General features: G+C 60.3%; 18 protein-coding genes and 1 pseudogene. 7 read left to right on the forward strand and 12 right to left on the reverse strand.

Annotated features, from left to right (window positions below; genetic code table 11):
* The first annotated feature begins 140 nt into the window (after positions 1 to 140).
* Positions 141 to 998 (forward strand): SDR family oxidoreductase, encoded by an 858-nt coding sequence (locus HX868_RS27765; protein WP_177005043.1) that lies wholly within the window; start codon positions 141 to 143, stop codon positions 996 to 998.
* A 31-nt stretch (positions 999 to 1,029) separates the two neighbouring features.
* Here HX868_RS27765 and HX868_RS27770 read toward each other — a convergent pair whose 3' ends face one another.
* The 6 genes from HX868_RS27770 to HX868_RS27795 form a co-directional block, all read right to left on the reverse strand.
* Positions 1,030 to 1,773 (reverse strand): hypothetical protein, encoded by a 744-nt coding sequence (locus HX868_RS27770; protein WP_177005044.1) that lies wholly within the window; start codon positions 1,771 to 1,773, stop codon positions 1,030 to 1,032.
* 56 nt (positions 1,774 to 1,829) lie between these two features.
* Positions 1,830 to 2,210 carry a RidA family protein gene (locus HX868_RS27775; protein WP_003176922.1) on the reverse strand — a complete coding sequence of 127 codons (381 nt, stop codon included), beginning with the start codon at positions 2,208 to 2,210 and terminating at the stop codon, positions 1,830 to 1,832.
* A 22-nt stretch (positions 2,211 to 2,232) separates the two neighbouring features.
* Positions 2,233 to 4,338 (reverse strand): bifunctional GTP diphosphokinase/guanosine-3',5'-bis pyrophosphate 3'-pyrophosphohydrolase, encoded by a 2,106-nt coding sequence (spoT, locus tag HX868_RS27780; protein WP_016975931.1) that lies wholly within the window; start codon positions 4,336 to 4,338, stop codon positions 2,233 to 2,235.
* Positions 4,339 to 4,398: 60 nt separating this feature from the next.
* Entirely contained in the window at positions 4,399 to 4,662 is a 264-nt protein-coding gene (rpoZ, locus tag HX868_RS27785; protein WP_003176920.1) for a DNA-directed RNA polymerase subunit omega, read from the reverse strand.
* Between the two features lie 167 nt (positions 4,663 to 4,829).
* Positions 4,830 to 5,450, reverse strand: coding sequence for a guanylate kinase (gene gmk / locus HX868_RS27790; RefSeq protein WP_177005045.1), 621 nt, complete (start codon positions 5,448 to 5,450; stop codon positions 4,830 to 4,832).
* A 10-nt stretch (positions 5,451 to 5,460) separates the two neighbouring features.
* Positions 5,461 to 6,324 (reverse strand): YicC/YloC family endoribonuclease, encoded by an 864-nt coding sequence (locus HX868_RS27795; protein ID WP_177005046.1) that lies wholly within the window; start codon positions 6,322 to 6,324, stop codon positions 5,461 to 5,463.
* A gap of 295 nt (positions 6,325 to 6,619) precedes the next feature.
* On the opposite strand from HX868_RS27795, the gene rph reads away from it, so the two are divergent.
* Both rph and HX868_RS27805 read left to right on the forward strand, forming a co-directional pair.
* Positions 6,620 to 7,342 carry a ribonuclease PH gene (gene rph, locus HX868_RS27800; protein ID WP_003213280.1) on the forward strand — a complete coding sequence of 241 codons (723 nt, stop codon included), beginning with the start codon at positions 6,620 to 6,622 and terminating at the stop codon, positions 7,340 to 7,342.
* A 22-nt stretch (positions 7,343 to 7,364) separates the two neighbouring features.
* A complete protein-coding gene (locus tag HX868_RS27805; protein ID WP_177005047.1) occupies positions 7,365 to 7,733 on the forward strand; it encodes a DUF4870 domain-containing protein in 369 nt (122 codons plus the stop codon).
* 58 nt (positions 7,734 to 7,791) lie between these two features.
* Here the strand turns inward: HX868_RS27805 and HX868_RS27810 are convergent, their stop codons facing one another.
* Positions 7,792 to 8,571: an exodeoxyribonuclease III gene (locus HX868_RS27810; protein ID WP_003195493.1), complete on the reverse strand. Its 780-nt coding sequence runs from the start codon at positions 8,569 to 8,571 to the stop codon at positions 7,792 to 7,794.
* Between the two features lie 82 nt (positions 8,572 to 8,653).
* On the opposite strand from HX868_RS27810, the gene pyrE reads away from it, so the two are divergent.
* Positions 8,654 to 9,301 (forward strand): orotate phosphoribosyltransferase, encoded by a 648-nt coding sequence (gene pyrE / locus HX868_RS27815; RefSeq protein ID WP_177005048.1) that lies wholly within the window; start codon positions 8,654 to 8,656, stop codon positions 9,299 to 9,301.
* A 148-nt stretch (positions 9,302 to 9,449) separates the two neighbouring features.
* Here the strand turns inward: pyrE and argB are convergent, their stop codons facing one another.
* The 4 genes and pseudogenes from argB to coaBC all read right to left on the reverse strand — a co-directional run bounded on the left by argB (position 9,450) and on the right by coaBC (position 13,706).
* On the reverse strand, positions 9,450 to 10,355 hold the full coding sequence (gene argB / locus HX868_RS27820; protein WP_016975925.1) for an acetylglutamate kinase: 906 nt from the start codon (positions 10,353 to 10,355) through the stop codon (positions 9,450 to 9,452).
* Between the two features lie 19 nt (positions 10,356 to 10,374).
* Positions 10,375 to 11,796 (reverse strand): annotated as a pseudogene (locus tag HX868_RS27825) (phosphomannomutase/phosphoglucomutase); the annotation flags it as partial.
* A gap of 240 nt (positions 11,797 to 12,036) precedes the next feature.
* The gene (gene dut / locus HX868_RS27830; protein ID WP_110620471.1) at positions 12,037 to 12,492 is read right to left on the reverse strand and encodes a dUTP diphosphatase; all 456 of its coding nucleotides are present in this window, start codon (positions 12,490 to 12,492) and stop codon (positions 12,037 to 12,039) included.
* 5 nt (positions 12,493 to 12,497) lie between these two features.
* On the reverse strand, positions 12,498 to 13,706 hold the full coding sequence (gene coaBC, locus HX868_RS27835) for a bifunctional phosphopantothenoylcysteine decarboxylase/phosphopantothenate--cysteine ligase CoaBC (RefSeq protein ID WP_016970585.1): 1,209 nt from the start codon (positions 13,704 to 13,706) through the stop codon (positions 12,498 to 12,500).
* A 157-nt stretch (positions 13,707 to 13,863) separates the two neighbouring features.
* On the opposite strand from coaBC, the gene radC reads away from it, so the two are divergent.
* The gene (gene radC / locus HX868_RS27840) at positions 13,864 to 14,538 is read left to right on the forward strand and encodes a RadC family protein (protein ID WP_095013996.1); all 675 of its coding nucleotides are present in this window, start codon (positions 13,864 to 13,866) and stop codon (positions 14,536 to 14,538) included.
* A 28-nt stretch (positions 14,539 to 14,566) separates the two neighbouring features.
* On the opposite strand, the gene HX868_RS27845 is transcribed toward radC, so the two are convergent.
* Positions 14,567 to 16,159 (reverse strand): ABC transporter substrate-binding protein, encoded by a 1,593-nt coding sequence (locus HX868_RS27845; protein WP_177005050.1) that lies wholly within the window; start codon positions 16,157 to 16,159, stop codon positions 14,567 to 14,569.
* Positions 16,160 to 16,617: 458 nt separating this feature from the next.
* On the opposite strand from HX868_RS27845, the gene rpmB reads away from it, so the two are divergent.
* Both rpmB and rpmG read left to right on the forward strand, forming a co-directional pair.
* A complete protein-coding gene (rpmB, locus tag HX868_RS27850) occupies positions 16,618 to 16,851 on the forward strand; it encodes a 50S ribosomal protein L28 (RefSeq protein ID WP_010207494.1) in 234 nt (77 codons plus the stop codon).
* 11 nt (positions 16,852 to 16,862) lie between these two features.
* Positions 16,863 to 17,018 (forward strand): 50S ribosomal protein L33, encoded by a 156-nt coding sequence (gene rpmG / locus HX868_RS27855; protein WP_003176906.1) that lies wholly within the window; start codon positions 16,863 to 16,865, stop codon positions 17,016 to 17,018.
* Positions 17,019 to 17,068 lie beyond the last annotated feature (50 nt).

Below are 17,068 nucleotides of genomic sequence, written 5' to 3' on the forward strand. Positions count from 1 at the left end.
AGTGGGTCGAGGACAAATGGGCGGTTATTATTGCAAGTAATTCTTGTTAACAGAAGTAATACAGTAACTTTATTTGTGCTTTTTCTGGCCGTCTGTCACTCGCGAGGGCTAATCTAGACCTTTCAGTACGGAGTTTTGTGATGTCTGCGCCTTCTGTTGTGATTGCCGGCTGTGGCGATGTGGGGAGCCGGCTGGCCAGCCAGTTGCTCGCCTCGGAATGGGAGGTCCATGGCCTGCGCCGCGATGTTTCGCGGCTGCCCGACGGTGTGATCGGCATCGCCGGTGACCTGTTCAACAAGGACTGTCCTGACACCTGGCCGATCGGCGGGGTGGATTACCTGGTGTACTGCGCGGCTGCGACGGACCATGACGAAGCCGGCTACCGCGCTGCTTATGTAGAAGGGCTGAAACATGTGCTGGAGTGGCTGGGCGACTACGGCCAGGAGCCTAAGCACCTGCTGTTTGTGTCCAGCAGCAGCGTCTACGGGCAGCAGAATGGCGAGTGGGTCGACGAAACGTCGGAGACGCAGGCGAAGGGATATTCCGGGCAGGTAATGTTGGAGGCTGAGCAAGTTGCGCTCGACAGTGGCATCCCCGCCAGCATTGTGCGTCTGACGGGTATCTATGGACCGGGCCGCGAATGGCTGTTGACCCAGGTTCGCCAAGGCTACCGCGTGGCAATCGACCCACCTTTATATGGCAACCGCATTCACGCAGATGACGCAGCGGGTTTGCTGGCGTTTTTGTTGCGGCATGTGGAAAACGGCGGCTCGCTGGAGAAGGTCTACATCGGCGTCGACGATGCGCCTGCGCCGCTGGCTGAAGTGGTGGGTTGGTTGCGCGAGTACCTGGGTGTGACCGAGTGGGCTGATGACGCGAGTGTGCGGCGTGCTGGCAGCAAGCAATGCAGCAATGCCCGAGCCAAGGCGTTGGGTTGGACGCCGACCTACCCGAGTTACCGGGAAGGTTACGCGGCGATCCTCGAAGGCCAGCGTTAAATGAAAAAGGAGCCCAAGGGCTCCTTTTTTATCACTGTTTTTCCAGCAGCCATTGGCGAGGGCCAGGGGTGAACTGAGGCACCTCATCCGCCTGTGCGGTATTGATCGCCTGGAAGATCTCCAGTTGCTTGCCTTTGCGCACAAAGATCCACGGGTTGCCCTGGCCATTCAATTGCAGCCAGATGCTGTCGTAGCCACCGCTCATCGACGCGCAATCACCCGCCAGGCACAGCGAGTATTGATCGACATTCGGCAGGCCTGCGACTTTGCCGTTGGCTTGGAATTGCACGATGGCGCCGCTGCCGAAGCCGTCGAGGATCTTCCAGTCGCCCCCCATATAAGCGGCGTACAGTGCGCGCTCGAAGTTGGCGCCCAGTGGCGCGCCTTCCGGTGCGGGCTCTTTAGGGCGGGCGAACAGCTGTTCAGGCTCGTTGTCGTTGGCCACTTGCAGCAGCTGTTTGCCTTTACGCTTGAGTTCGGTGGCGGAGCTGCCGTAGAAGTCCACGCTCCAGGCGCCGGATTTTTCACCCAGCAATTTGCCTTCCGCTACTTCAAAACCGTTGTAGTAGCGCGCCTGCGAAGCCTTGGTATTCACCTCCCACTCGAGGTTCGGGCCAAAGCTCTGCAGAGCTTCACGCAAAGGGCCGCCTTTGGCTGCCGCATCGATGGCGACCTGGTTGATCCAGGTGCCGCTCACATCCAAGTCGGCAGGGTTGCTGGCGCAGCCGCCGAGCAACAGGGCGAGCAGTGATGAGGCTACAAGCGCTTTGCGCATCATGAAATCCTTTTAAAACGAAGTCGGCGCAGCCTATGGGGGCTGCGCCGGGTGTTTTACTCGATGACCAGAATCGCGTCCATCTCAACCTGCGCGCCCTTTGGCAGGGCGGCAACGCCGATGGCGGCGCGGGCTGGGTACGGCTGTTCGAAGTACTTGCCCATGATCTCGTTGACCTTGGCGAAGTGGCTCAGGTCGGTGAGAAAGATGTTCAGCTTGACGATGTCTTTGAACGAACCGCCGGCAGCCTCGGCCACCGACTTGAGGTTTTCGAAGACCTGTACGGTCTGTGCTTCGAAGCCTTCAACCAGTTCCATGGTCTTTGGGTCCAGTGGAATCTGGCCGGACATGTAGACGGTGTTGCCTGCCTTGATCGCCTGGGAGTAGGTGCCGATGGCGGCCGGGGCTTTATCGCTGGTGATAACAGTCTTGGTCATGAATGACTCCTTGTAATGTGGCTTAGGCGCGCATGCGAGTGATGCGGATCACACCCGTCAAGGCGCGCAGTTTCTTGATCACGCGGGCCAGGTGCACGCGGTCGTGAACGCTGACCACCAACTGGACCACGCTGATGCGACCATCGCGTTCGTCCATGCTGATCTTCTCGATATTGCCGTCGGCCGCGTTGACGCTGCTGGCCAGCAGGGCGATCAGGCCGCGCTGGTGTTCCAGCTCCACGCGCAGCTCGACATTGAATTCACCGGTGACATCTTTGGCCCATGAGAGCTGGATGCATTTTTCCGGGTTGTGGCGGATTTCGGTGATGTTGCGGCAGTTGTCCAGGTGCACCACCATGCCTTTGCCCGCCGACAAATGGCCGACAATCGGGTCGCCCGGGATCGGCGTGCAGCACTTGGCGTAACTGAGCACCAGGCCCTCGGTGCCACGAATCGCCAGTGGGCCTTCCGGGCTTGGCAACTGTTCGCCTTCGCCAAGCAGGCGGCGGGCGACTACGTAGGCCATGCGGTTGCCCAGGCCGATATCTTCCAACAGGTCTTCGATGGTTTCCTGGCGGTATTCGTGGAGCATCGCCTGCACGCGCTCTGTAGGAATCTTGTCCAGGGCGCTGTCGAAACCGTTGAGCACCTTGTTCAGCAGGCGTTCGCCCAGGCTGATGGACTCGGAGCGGCGCTGCAGTTTCAGGGCGTGGCGGATGTGCGTGCGCGCCTTGCCGGTGACCACAAAGTTCAGCCAGGCCGGGTTCGGGCGTGCGCCCGGTGCGCTGACGATCTCGACCGTGGAGCCACTTTGCAGCGGCTCGGACAGCGGTGCGAGACGACGATTGATCCGACAGGCGATGCAGCTGTTGCCCACGTCAGTGTGCACGGCATAGGCAAAGTCGACCGCCGTGGAGCCTTTGGGCAGCTCCATGATTCGGCCTTTGGGCGTGAACACGTAGACCTCGTCCGGGAACAGGTCGATCTTCACGCTTTCGATGAATTCTAGGGAGTTGCCGGCACGTTGCTGCATTTCCAGCACGCCCTTGACCCACTGACGGGCGCGGGCATGAGTGCCTTTTGGCTGCTCGTCGCCGCTGGATTTGTACAGCCAATGGGCGGCGATGCCGTTGTTGGCCATCTCTTCCATTTCGCGGGTACGGATCTGGATCTCGATCGGCACCCCATGCATACCAAACAGCGTGGTATGCAGCGACTGGTAGCCGTTGGCCTTGGGAATTGCGATGTAATCCTTGAAGCGCCCCGGCAGCGGTTTGTACAAATTATGTACAGCGCCCAGCACGCGGTAGCAGGTGTCGACCTTGTCGACGATGATCCGGAACGCATACACGTCCATGATCTCGTTGAAGGCCCGACGCTTGCCGCGCATCTTCTTGTAGATGCCGTAGATATGCTTCTGCCGGCCGCTGACCTCGCCCTCGATTTCGTCGATCGCCAGGCAATGGCTCAGCGACTCTTCGATCTTGTTGACGATTTCCTTGCGGTTGCCCCGGGCGCGCTTGACCGCCTGGTAGATGCGTGCCGAACGCATCGGGTGCATGGCCTTGAAGCCGAGGTCTTCGAATTCGATACGAATGGCGTGCATGCCCAGCCGGTTGGCGATGGGCGCGTAGATTTCCAGGGTTTCCTTGGCGATGCGCCGGCGTTTTTCGCCGGACAGCACTTCCAGCGTGCGCATGTTGTGCAGCCGGTCGGCCAGCTTGACCAGGATCACCCGGATATCGCGGGCCATGGCCATGGCCATTTTCTGGAAGTTTTCCGCCTGGGCTTCGGCCTTGGTCTCGAAATTCATCTGGGTCAGTTTGCTGACCCCGTCGACCAGTTCGGCCACGGTTTCGCCAAATTGTGCGCTGAGCGCTTCCTTGGCGATGCCGGTGTCTTCGATCACGTCATGCAGCATCGCGGCCATCAGGCTCTGATGGTCCATGTGCATGTCGGCAAGAATGTTTGCCACCGCAAGAGGATGGGTGACATACGCCTCACCACTGCGGCGGCGCTGGCCGTCGTGGGCTTGTTCGGCGTAGAAATACGCTCGGCGGACCAGGTTGACCTGGTCTGGGCCGAGGTAGGCCGATAAGCGATCGGCGAGGGCGTCTATGCTCGGCAAAGTGTGAACTCCTGCCGTTGGCTGTGACCCCGCGCCGTGCTACGTCGACCAGGCATAGGCTTAGACGGCCTCGTTGGACTCGTCCTCGAACGCTGCAAACAGCGGTTCGTCTTCAACGATTTCGGCGTTGGCGATGAACTCGTAGCTCATCAGGCCTTCAGCGATTTCACGCAGGGCTACAACGGTAGGCTTGTCGTTTTCCCACTGGACCAGGGGCTCTTTGCCGCCAGTGGCCAGTTGACGGGCACGCTTGGTAGAGAGCATGACCAGCTCAAAGCGGTTATCCACGTGTTCTAGGCAGTCTTCAACGGTTACGCGGGCCATGGTATTCCTCGGAGCGAATGCAAGATGCGCGCTGCCCGGTTGGGCGAGCGGACTAAACAGTTTAAAAAATCACCAGCGTTTAGGGAAGCGCTGATTTTTCGCAGGCCCTCGCAAAACCGCTACAAGTGCCAATGTAAAGCCCTTGCAGCAGTTTTGGGAAGAGCCAATCAACCGAGCAGTTCGGCCAGTAATTTACCGAAACGCTGTTGCTGGCGCTTTTGCTGGAGTTGATTGGTGCGGAAAATCGCCTTCAGATCGTCCAGTGCGTGGGCAAAATCGTCGTTGATGATCAGGTAGTCGTAGTCGACGTAGTGGCTCATTTCGCTGACGGCTTCACGCATGCGGCCATCGATGATCTCGTCACTGTCCTGGCCACGGTTGGTCAGGCGCTGGTGCAAGGCTTCCAGCGATGGCGGCAGGATGAAGATCGAGCGCGCCTGGGGCATCAGCTTGCGGACTTGCTCGGCGCCCTGCCAGTCGATTTCCAGGATCAGGTCGTGGCCTTCATCCAGAGTCTGCTGCAGGTGGCTTTGCGACGTGCCGTAGAGGTTGCCGAATACTTCGGCACGCTCCAGGAAGTCGCCGTGTTCGATCATCTTGACGAACTCGGTGCGCTCGACAAAGTGATAGTGCACGCCGTTCACTTCACCCGGACGCATGGCGCGGGTGGTGTGGGAGACCGAGATGCGGATCTGCTCGTCAGCGTCGGTCAGGGCCTTGACCAGGCTGCTTTTGCCCGCGCCCGAGGGGGCGGAAATGATGTACAGGGTGCCGGTGCTGTGGGTCATGGAGGTTGCCTTACTCAATATTCTGTACTTGTTCGCGCATCTGCTCGATCAACACTTTGAGGTTGACCGCCGCCGTGGTGCTGCGCGGGTCGAACGCCTTGGAGCCGAGTGTATTGGCTTCGCGGTTGAGTTCCTGCATCAGGAAGTCCAAACGCCGACCGGCGGCACCACCGGACTTGAGCACGCGGCGCACTTCGAGGATGTGGGTGCTCAGGCGATCGAGTTCTTCGGCAACGTCGCTCTTCTGCGCGAGCAGGACCATTTCCTGTTCCAGGCGCGTCGGGTCGAGGTCGGCCTTCATGTCGGCGAAACGGTCGAGCACCTTCTGGCGCTGGGTGGCGAGCATCTGCGGCACCAGCTCACGCAGGGTGATCACGTCTTCTTCGATGGCGGTCAGGCGCTCGCTGATCAGGCGGGCCAGCTCGGCGCCTTCGCGCTCGCGGCCGGCTTTCAGCTCTTTGAGGCCTTGGTTGAACAGGGCCAGGGCTTCGGCGTTGAGGGCTTGCGGGTCGGTGGCATCGGCCACCAGCACGCCGGGCCAGGCCAGCACTTTCAGCGGGTTGAGCGCGGCCGGCTGCTTGATCAGGCCGGCGATGGTTTCGGCGGCGGCGACCAGTTGCGCGGCGCGGTCGCGGTCAATCTGCAAGGCCTTGCCGGTGGTTTCTTCGGTAAAGCGCAGGGTGCATTCCAGCTTGCCGCGGGAAATACCCTGGCGCAGCGCTTCGCGCACGGCGCCTTCGAGGTCGCGAAACGATTCCGGCAGGCGCAGGTGCGGCTCCAGGTAACGGCTGTTGACCGAGCGCAATTCCCAGCTCAGGGTGCCTTGGACGCCGGCTTTTTCGACGCGGGCGAAGGCGGTCATGCTGTGCACCATGGAGGTACCTCGCGTTGCAGCCCGCAAGCACGGGCCGATGATTAGGCTTTTTGTAGGAGCGAGCTTGCTCGCGAAGAACTCAAGTGCGCCGCGTTAAATCTGGAAGGGCGCGTTATCGTTGACCTTTTTCGCGAGCAAGCTCGCTCCTACAGTCTGAAGGCGCAGGATTGTAGCGCAGTGGGGCGGACACGCCCAAACTCGAGCATTCGTAACCGGATTTTTTAGCAGTGCCCCGAAACGGCTCGCGGCTCTATAATGCTCGGCAGTTTTTCGTCCTCAGTACAGGTGTCTCCCTATGAAACGTCCAAGTGGTCGCGCTGCCGATCAGCTCCGCTCGATCCGCATCACCCGCAACTACACCAAACACGCCGAGGGTTCTGTACTGGTCGAGTTTGGCGATACCAAGGTCATCTGCACCGTCAGCGTCGAAAACGGCGTGCCGCGTTTCCTCAAGGGCCAGGGCCAGGGTTGGTTGACCGCCGAGTACGGCATGCTGCCGCGCGCCACCGGCGAGCGTAACCAGCGTGAAGCCAGCCGTGGCAAGCAGGGCGGCCGTACCCTGGAGATCCAGCGCCTGATCGGTCGCTCCCTACGCGCAGCCCTGGACATGTCCAAGCTGGGCGACGTGACCCTGTACGTCGACTGCGACGTGATCCAGGCCGACGGCGGTACCCGTACTGCGTCCATCACCGGCGCCATGGTGGCCCTGGTTGATGCACTCAAAGTGATCAAGAAGCGTGGCGGCCTGAAAGGCGGTGACCCGCTCAAGCAAATGATCGCCGCTGTGTCGGTGGGCATGTACCAGGGTGAGCCTGTGCTGGACCTGGACTACCTGGAAGACTCTGCTGCCGAGACCGACCTGAACGTGGTCATGACCAGCACCGGTGGTTTCATCGAAGTACAGGGCACCGCCGAAGGCGCGCCATTCCAGCCGGCCGACCTGAACGCCATGCTGGCCCTGGCCCAGAAAGGCATGACCGAAATCTTCGAACTGCAGAATGCCGCCCTGGCTGACTGAACCCGCCTCAAGGAGAAGCGCCATGAATGACAGCCAAGTGCCGGTGTCCACGCCTTCCTACGAAGTGCGGCAGGGGGCAATGTTGTGCCATCTCGCGGCGTTTCTCGGGTTTGTGTTCCCTTTCGGCAGTGTCGTGGGGCCGCTGATCCTGTGGCAAATGAAGAAGGAAAAGGATGCGTTCATTGATGATCAGGGCAAGGAGGCCTTGAACTTCCAGATCACCGTGGCCATCGCCTGGATAGCCTGCATCGTACTGGCGTTCACGATAGTTGGGTTTTTCCTGATGTTTGCCATGGCGATCGCCACAATCGTGCTGACCATCATCGGCAGCATCAAGGCCAACAAGGGGATCGCCTACCGCTACCCGTTGACCTGGCGTGTGATCAAATAATGAGCGTCCACAAAAAAACCGACAGCAATGTCGGTTTTTTTGTGCCTGGAAAAAGACCTCAGATGGTCAGTGTCCAGTCGTAGTCCACGATCAGCGGCGCGTGCTGCGAGAAGCGTGGCTGGCGCGGCAGGCGGGCGCTACGAACAAACCGGCGCAGACCTGGGGTCAGCAGCTGATAGTCAAAACGCCAGCCCAGGTTGAGCATCTCAGCCTGTTCGTTATCCGGCCACCAGCTGTACTGGTCGCCTTCGCGGCTGACTTCGCGCAGGGCATCCACATAACCCATGTTGCCGACAATCTCGTCCATCCAGGCCCGTTCTGGCGCCAGGAAACCCGGGGATTGCTGGCTGTCGCGCCAGTTCTTGATATCCAGCTTCTGTTGCGCCACGTACAGCGAGCCACAATAAATGTACTCGCGACGTTTGCGTCGCTGTTTATCCAGGTAACGGGCGAAGTCGTCCATTAGCTTGAACTTCTGGTTCAAGTCTTCATCGCCGTTCTGCCCCGAAGGGAGCAGCAAGGTCGCGATGCTGACCTTATCGAAATCGGCTTGCAGGTAGCGCCCGTAGCGGTCGGCTGTCTCGAAGCCGAGGCCGCTGATGACCGCCTTGGGTTGCAACCGCGAATACAAAGCCACGCCACCTTGGGTGGGCACTTCGGCATCGCAGGCATAAAGGAAGTAGCCATCCAGTTGGAAGGCTGGGTCGTCCAGTTCAAAGGCGGAGGCACGGGTATCCTGCAGGCAGATGACGTCGGCATTCTGGGCTTGCAGCCAACTGAGCAAACCACGCTCGACTGCAGCCTGAATACCATTAACGTTCACACTGATGATCCGCATAAATGGCCCCAAAAATCGCGTGCGTGTATGATACACGCCGTCCACCCAATTAGCTAAATCCGTGGTATCTGAGGCTTTTTTCATGCAGGCGTATCAACGCGATTTCATTCGTTTTGCTATCGATCGCGGCGTTTTGCGCTTCGGTGAGTTCACTTTGAAGTCCGGGCGCACCAGCCCGTATTTCTTCAATGCAGGCTTGTTCAACTCGGGTTCGGCCCTGGCCCAACTGGGTCGTTTCTACGCGGCAGCCATCGTTGAAAGCGGTATTTCCTTCGACGTGCTGTTCGGTCCAGCCTACAAGGGTATCCCCCTGGCAGCGGCAACAGCCGTGGCTTTGGCTGAGCATCATGGCCAGGACCTGCCATGGTGTTTCAACCGCAAAGAGGCCAAGGCCCACGGTGAAGGCGGCAGTCTGGTCGGGGCTCCGCTCAAGGGCGACGTGCTGATCATCGATGACGTGATCACCGCCGGTACCGCGATCCGTGAAGTGATGCAGATCATCGCTTCGCAAGAGGGTGCCAAGGCTGCTGGCGTGCTGATCGCGCTGAACCGCCAGGAGCGTGGCAACGGTGAATTGTCGGCGATCCAGGAAGTGGAGCGTGATTTTGGCATTCCTGTGGTGAGCATCGTATCGCTGAACCAGGTGCTGCAGTTCCTGGAAGATGACCCGCAGCTCAAGCAACACCTGCCGGCGGTGAAGGCGTATCGCGAGCAGTTCGGCGTTCAGTAATCGCCACCCAACAAAAAGCCTCACCCTGTAGGAGCGAGCTTGCTCGCGAAGAACGTTAACGATGACGCGTTTATTCTGGATAAACGCGGCGCCTTCAGGTTTTTCGCGAGCAAGCTCGCTCCTACAGGAGGTGGGGCTTTTTTGATGCTTAAGGACGCTTGCGGTTACTGATCAGCGTGCCCATGCCGGTATCCGTGAAGATCTCCAGCAGTACCGCATTCGGTACCCGGCCATCGATGATCAGCGAGCTGCCCACGCCGCCTTGCACCGCTTCCAGCGCGCAACGGATCTTCGGCAGCATGCCGCCGTAGATGGTGCCGTCGGCGATCAACTCGTCCACTTGTTGCGTGGTCAGGCCGGTCAACACCTTGCCTTCCTTGTCCATCAGGCCGGCGATGTTGGTCAGCAGCATCAGCTTTTCAGCTTTCAGCGCTTCGGCCACCTTGCCGGCCACCAGGTCGGCGTTGATGTTGTAGGACTCGCCATTGGCACCCACGCCGATCGGCGCGATCACCGGAATGAAGTCGCCTTTCACCAGCAGGTTCAGCAGGTCGGTGTTCACGCCAACCACTTCGCCCACTTGGCCGATGTCGATGATTTCCGGCTGGGTCATCTCTGGCGTCTGACGGGTTACCGTCAGCTTTTTCGCGCGGATCAGCTCCGCGTCCTTGCCGGTCAAGCCGATGGCGCTGCCGCCGTGACGGTTGATCAGGTTGACGATGTCCTTGTTGACCTGGCCGCCGAGGACCATCTCCACCACGTCCATGGTCTGCGCGTCAGTGACGCGCATGCCATCGATGAAGTGACTCTCGATCGACAAGCGCTTGAGCAGGTCGCCGATTTGCGGGCCGCCGCCGTGCACCACCACCGGGTTGATCCCCACGGCTTTCATCAACACGATGTCGCGGGCAAAGCCGGTTTTCAGCTCGTCGCTTTCCATGGCATTGCCGCCGTACTTGATCACCAGCGTCTTGCCGACATAGCGTCGGATATAAGGCAACGCTTCGGACAGGACCTTGGCAGTGTTGGCAGCGGCTTCGCGTTCGAGGGTCATTCAGGGCTCCGGTAAAAAATCAGAACGGTAATTGGAGATCAGGGGCAACACGTTTCAACTGGGCGTGGAACACGTCCTTGATGCGCTGCAACTCAGCCTCGGTATCCGCCTCGAAACGCAGGACCAGCACCGGTGTGGTGTTGGACGCGCGAACCAGGCCCCAGCCTTTGGCGTAATCGACTCGCACACCATCAATGGTGGTCAGGTTGGCGCCTTCGCCCCATTGCGCATCGTGCAGTGCGTCAATGATGCTGAATTTGCTCTCCTCGGTCACATGGATATTGATCTCTGGCGTAGAAATATCGTTCGGGAAGGTCTGGAACAGCTCTTCGGCGGTGGATTTTTCCTTGCTGAGGATCTCCAGCAGGCGCGCAGCGCTGTAAATCCCGTCGTCAAAGCCGAACCAGCGCTCCTTGAAGAACACGTGGCCGCTCATTTCGCCGGCCAACAGCGCGCCGGTTTCCTTCATTTTCTTTTTGATCAACGAGTGACCGGTCTTCCACATTAGCGGGCGACCGCCATATTCCTTGATCAGCGGCGTGAGGCGGCGGGTGCACTTCACGTCGAAGATGATCTCGGCGCCTGGGTTGCGCGCGACTACATCGCGGGCAAACAACATCAGCAGGCGGTCCGGGAACACGATCTCGCCCGTTTCGGTGACTACGCCCACACGGTCGCCGTCGCCGTCAAAGGCCAGGCCGACATCAGCTCCGGTTTCCTTGACCTTGGCGATCAGGTCCACCAGGTTCTCAGGCTTGCCTGGGTCCGGGTGGTGGTTAGGGAAGTTGCCGTCGACCTCGCAGAACAACGGAATCACTTCGCAGTTCAAGGCTTCGAGCAGTTGCGGGGCGATCACGCCAGCCGCGCCGTTGCCGCAATCCACCACCACTTTGAGGCGGCGCGCGAGTTTGACGTCACGGGTGATTTCATCAGAGTAGCGTTGCAGGATGTCGACTTTGGTGATGGTGCCCTTGCCGCTGGTCAGATCGTTGTTTTTCAGGCGGTCGTGAAGGGCCTGGATCTGTTCGTTGGCCAGGGTGTCGCCAGCGATGACGATCTTGAAACCGTTGTAGTCCGACGGGTTGTGGCTACCGGTGAGCATCACCCCGGACTTGCCGGCCAATACGTTGGCGGCGTAGTACAGCGCGGGCGTTGGCACCAGGCCCACGTCGCTGACATGGCAACCGCTATCGGCCAGGCCCTGGATCAGTTGCTCCACCAGCTCCGGGCCGGACAGGCGACCGTCACGGCCGACCGAAACGTTGGGTTCATCCTGGGCCAGGCTCTGGGAGCCGATGGCGCGGCCAATCCAGTAGGCGGTTTCGGCCGTCAGGGTCTTGGGCACCACGCCACGGATGTCATAGGCGCGAAAGATACTGTCGGGAAATGCTGGGGCTACGCGGGCTGCGGTACTCATCGCGGGGGGAAACTCCATCTGAAGGGGGCAAAGCTGGCCTTAATGTGGCTGACCGGCAGGCTCAAACTGAAGGGTATGACGGTGTTTTCGGCAGAGAGTTCGTGGTGCAAAAATGCCATCGGAGCGCTGGCTCCGTGTTTATGCTTGCGTAATGCTTTGATTTCTATTGAGAAATCTCGCTGATAAAATCCGCGCATTCTTCGTCCTGAAAAGCCTTGCGGTGGCGTCGGGCCGGGCAACGGCGCCCGGCCAGATTCAGCTTAGTCAGTGACTGCCGGAATGCCCAAAACCGCCTGCGCCGCGTTGGGTTTCATCAAACTCCTGTACCAGTTCGAAGTGCGCTTGCACTACCGGAACCAGTACCAACTGGGCGATGCGTTCGCCGACGGCGATGTTGAACGCGGTCTGGCCACGGTTCCAGCACGACACCATCAGTTCGCCCTGGTAGTCCGAGTCGATCAGGCCCACCAGGTTGCCCAGCACGATGCCGTGTTTATGGCCCAGGCCGGAGCGCGGCAGGATCAGCGCTGCCAGGCCAGGGTCGCCCACGTAGATCGACAGGCCGGTCGGAATCAGAAGGGTCTGGCCCGGCTCAAGGACAGTATCTTCCTTGAGCATGGCGCGCAGGTCGAGGCCGGCGGAGCCTGGGGTGGCGTAGGCCGGCAGTGGGAATTCGTTGCCGATGCGTGGGTCGAGGATCTTGGCTTGCAAAGCGTGCATGGAAATTAAACCTGGTTCAGCCGTTGGGCGATAAAAGAGATCAGTTGGCGGGCAATCTTGCCCTTGCTGGTCTGGGCGAAAAGGGTGGCGTGCAGGTCGCGGTCGATCACGCTGCAGGCGTTTTCCTCGCTGTTGAAGCCGATGCTCGGGTTGGCGACATCGTTGGCAACGATCAGGTCGAGGTTTTTGTCTTTCAATTTGCGTGCGGCGTAGTCCAGCAAATGCTCGGTCTCGGCGGCGAAGCCGACGCTGAACGGACGGTCCGGGCGCGTGGCGATGGTGGCCAGGATATCTGGGTTGCGCACCATTTGCAGGAGCAGGCCGTCGCCGCTTGTAGGGTCTTTCTTGAGCTTTTGCGGGGCGACCACTTCCGGGCGGTAGTCCGCAACCGCTGCTGAGGCGATGAACAGGTCGCACGGAATGGCCGCCTCACAGGCCGCCAACATGTCCCGGGCGCTGACTACGTCGATGCGCGTGACCCTATCCGGGGTCGGCAAATGCACCGGGCCGGTGATCAGGGTGACGCGTGCGCCTGCCTCGACCGCCGCTTCAGCCAGGGCAAAGCCCATTTTTCCTGAGCTATGGTTGGTGATGTAGCGCACCGGGTCGATGTTTTCCTGGGTCGGGCCGGCGGTGATCAACACATGCTTGCCGGTCAGGGCCAAGTGCTGGAAACACTCGGCGGCGCACAGCGCCAGGTCGGTAGCTTCGAGCATGCGGCCCATGCCGACATCGCCGCAGGCCTGGCTGCCGGACGCCGGGCCGAACACCTTGAGGCCACGGCTTTGCAGGAGTTGGGTGTTGGCCTGGGTCGCCGGGTCGCGCCACATGGCCTGGTTCATGGCCGGGGCGATGGCGACGGTGGCGTCGGTGGCCAGTACCAGGGTGGTCAGCAGGTCATCGGCGATGCCTTGGGCCAGGCGGGCGATCAGGTCGGCGGTGGCCGGGGCGATCAGCACCAGGTCGGCCCATTTGGCCAGCTCGATATGGCCCATGGCGGCTTCGGCTGCCGGGTCCAGCAGGTCCAGGTGAACCGGGTGGCCGGAGAGCGCCTGCATGGTCAGTGGGGTGATGAACTCACTGCCACCGCGGGTCATGACCACGCGCACTTCGGCGCCTTGGTCCAGGAGCCTGCGAACCAGTTCTGCGCTCTTGTAGGCGGCAATGCCGCCGCCAACGCCGAGAACGATGCGTTTCCGATACAGACGCTGCATTGGTTTGCCTTTCCAGTTCAGTGATGCCAGTTCAGTGACGCCTGCGATGCCCCCTCCCCAGGGGAAATCACATGCAAAAAAGAGGGCCTACGATAACACAGCGTCCGCTGGGCAACAGCGGCGCACATACCACGGCGCGTATGGAGAGGGAGGTGGAATGAGTATTCGCGATTGGCCGGTGGCGGAGCGGCCCCGGGAAAAGCTTTTGGAAGGGGGCGCGGCGAGCCTGTCGGATGCCGAACTGCTCGCGATATTCCTGCGTACCGGGGTATCCGGTCGCAGCGCGGTGGACCTGGCGCGCCACCTGTTGGCGCAATTTGGTGGTTTGCGCCCGTTGCTGGAGGCCAGCCAGGCGCTGTTCAGCCAGCAATTGGGGTTGGGGCCGGCGAAGTTCGCCCAGTTGCAGGCGGTGCTGGAAATGGCCCGTCGCCACATGGCCGAGCGCCTGCGCAAAGACTCGGTGCTGGAAAGCCCGGTGGCCGTGCGTGATTATCTCAAGGCGTTGTTGCGCCATGAGCCTCATGAGACCTTCGGGTGTCTGTTTCTCGATTCAAAGCATCGGGTGCTGGGTTTCGAGGCGTTGTCCCAGGGCACCATCGATGCGGCGATGGTCTACCCCCGGCAAGTGGTCAAGCGCGCCCTCGCATACAACGCGGCGGCACTGATCCTGTGCCACAACCATCCTTCGGGCAGCCTTGAACCGAGCGCGGCTGATCGAAAATTGACCAAGTTGCTGCAAAAAGCCTTGGAAGTGGTGGATGTGCGGGTGTTGGATCACATCATCGTGGGGGATGGAGACCCGTTGTCGATGGCGGAGTATGGGTGGATGTAAGCCCGCCCCATCGGGGCGGGCCGGGTGCTCAGGGCTTGACGCTGACCTTCGAGAAATCCTGGCGCCCGAACGGGCTCACCTGGTAGCCCTCGACACTCTTGCGGGCCAGGGCAAACGCGGTCGGGTGTGCGAGCGGCAACCACAGCGCCTGTTGCTGGATCTGCGCCTGGGCCTGCTGGTAGAGCTTGCTGCGCACGCCTTGCTCGCTGGTGGTTTTGCCGGCACTGATCAGCTTGTCCAGTGCGGGGTCGCAGTAGCGCGCGAAGTTGGTGCCGGATTTCACCGCTGCGCAGGAGAACTGCGGGGTCAGGAAGTTATCCGGGTCGCCGTTGTCGCCGGCCCAGCCCATGAACAGCAGGTCGTGCTCGCCGGCCTTGGCGCGGCGGATCAGCTCGCCCCATTCGATCACGCGGATTTCGGCCTGGATGCCGACCTTGGCCAGGTCAGCCTGCAACAGTTGTGCGCCAAGGTTCGGATTAGGGTTCAGCAGGCTGCCGGTGGGGCGTGTCCAGATAGTGGTCTTGAAGCCGTCCTTGAGCCCGACGCGGTCCAGCAGTGCCTTGGCCTTGGCGAGGTCCTGTGGATAACCCGGCAGGTCCTTGGCGTAGCTCCAGGTGTTAGGCGGGTAGGGGCCGTTGGCGGCTTCGGCGGTGCCTTCAAATACGGCCTTGAGGTAGCTGCCTTTGTCGAAAGCCAGGTTGATCGCCTGGCGCACTTCCGGCTTGTCCAAGGGTGGGTGCTGGCTGTTGATAGCCACGAAGGCGGTCATGAAGGCCGCCGTTTTCTCCACTTTCAGTGCCGGGTCTTTTTCGGCTTCGCCCACATCCAGTGGCTTGGGTGACAGGGCAATCTGGCACTCGTCGCGATGCAATTTCTGCAGGCGCACGTTGGCATCGGGAGTGATGGCGAAGATCAAGTTATCCACAGACGGTTTGCCGGCGAAGTAATCCGGGTTGGCCTTGTAGCGCACCACGGCATCTTTCTGGAACCGGCTGAAGATGAACGGCCCAGTGCCGATCGGCTGGCTGTTGAGCTTCTCCGGCGTGCCCGCCTTGAGCAATTTGTCGGCGTATTCCGCCGGGTAGATCGAGGCAAAACCCATGCTCAGGGCGGCGATGAAGGTGGAGTCGGCGTGATCCAGGGTGAAGCGCACGGTCAGCGGGTCGAGGGCGTCGATTTTCTTGACCAGCGTTGGCAGTTGCAACGATTGCGCATGGGGGAAGCCACTCTGGGCGATCTTGTGCCAGGGGTTGGCCGGGTCAAGCATGCGCTCGAAGCTGAAGCGCACGTCTTCGGCGGTCAGGGTGCGGCTGGGGGTGAAGTATTCGGTGCGGTGGAATTTCACCTCCGGGTGCAGCTTGAAGGTATAGGTCAGGCCATCTGGTGAGACCTCCCAGCTGTCCGCCAGGCTAGGCACCAGTTTCCCGCTGGCCGCGTCGTAGTCCACCAGGCGGTTCATCAGCACATCGGCCGAGGCGTTGGTGGTGGTCAGCGAGTTGTATTGCACCACATCGAACCCTTCGGGGCTGGCCTCGGTGCAGACGCTCAAGTTACTGGCGGCAGAGGCCAGCGGCGCGATAAAGAGAGGGGCGAGCAATAGCGGTAGGGCAGCGAGGCGCATGTTCGGTTTCCTTTGCAGATCGAAGGCCCATCTGCGAGTGCAGTCTGGAAAAGTCCTACCGTAGTGGTCTGATTGGTAAATGACTAGCCCATTTTTGCCTGTGCTTTTGCCCCAAATGCTGTTTTGATGGCACCTCAGCGCGTTTTGCCGAGCACTTCATCGTGCGCGCGGGCGCTGTAAATCATTCTGTGCGACGAGCGGTCGGCTGTGACAGCGGCCCCTCCTGGCAACGGTTCAGGCGTCTGCCGCCAAGATTTACGCCAGTAAAAACACTCGGGCTGTTGTTGCACCTGGGTCTTTCTGGTATAAAGCAGCGCTCTTTTCTAGGGGCCCGGTTCCTTCGCTTGTAGGTGTAGCCGGTAAGACCCTAAAGAAACGCGGCGCCTGGCGCCAAATGACTGAGAGATTAAGCGGCCAACCCATGCCGGGTTGGGCATGTGGTTTTAGAGGGCTGAGGCATGTCGAGAGTCTGTCAAGTTACCGGTAAGGGTCCGGTGACTGGGAATAACATTTCCCACGCAAATAACAAAACCCGTCGTCGTTTCCTGCCGAACCTGCAGCATCACCGCTTCTGGGTTGAAGAAGAGAAACGTTTCGTCCGTCTGCGCGTATCTGCTAAAGGCATGCGCATCATCGACAAGCGTGGCATCACTGTCGTGCTGGCTGAATTGCGCCGCGCTGGCACAATCTAAGGAGCTATATCATGCGTGAATTGATTCGAATGATCTCTAGCGCCGGTACTGGTCACTTCTACACTACCGACAAGAACAAGCGTACTACCCCGGACAAGCTCGAAAAGAAAATGTTCGACCCGCGCGTTCGCAAGCACGTGATCTACAAAGAAGGCAAAATCAAGTAATTGATTTTCCTCCTTGTGAAAAAAAGCCCGTCTCTCACGATTCGGGCTTT

The sequence above is a fragment of the Pseudomonas reactans genome, from assembly GCF_013385825.1.
Classification (GTDB): domain Bacteria; phylum Pseudomonadota; class Gammaproteobacteria; order Pseudomonadales; family Pseudomonadaceae; genus Aquipseudomonas; species Aquipseudomonas reactans.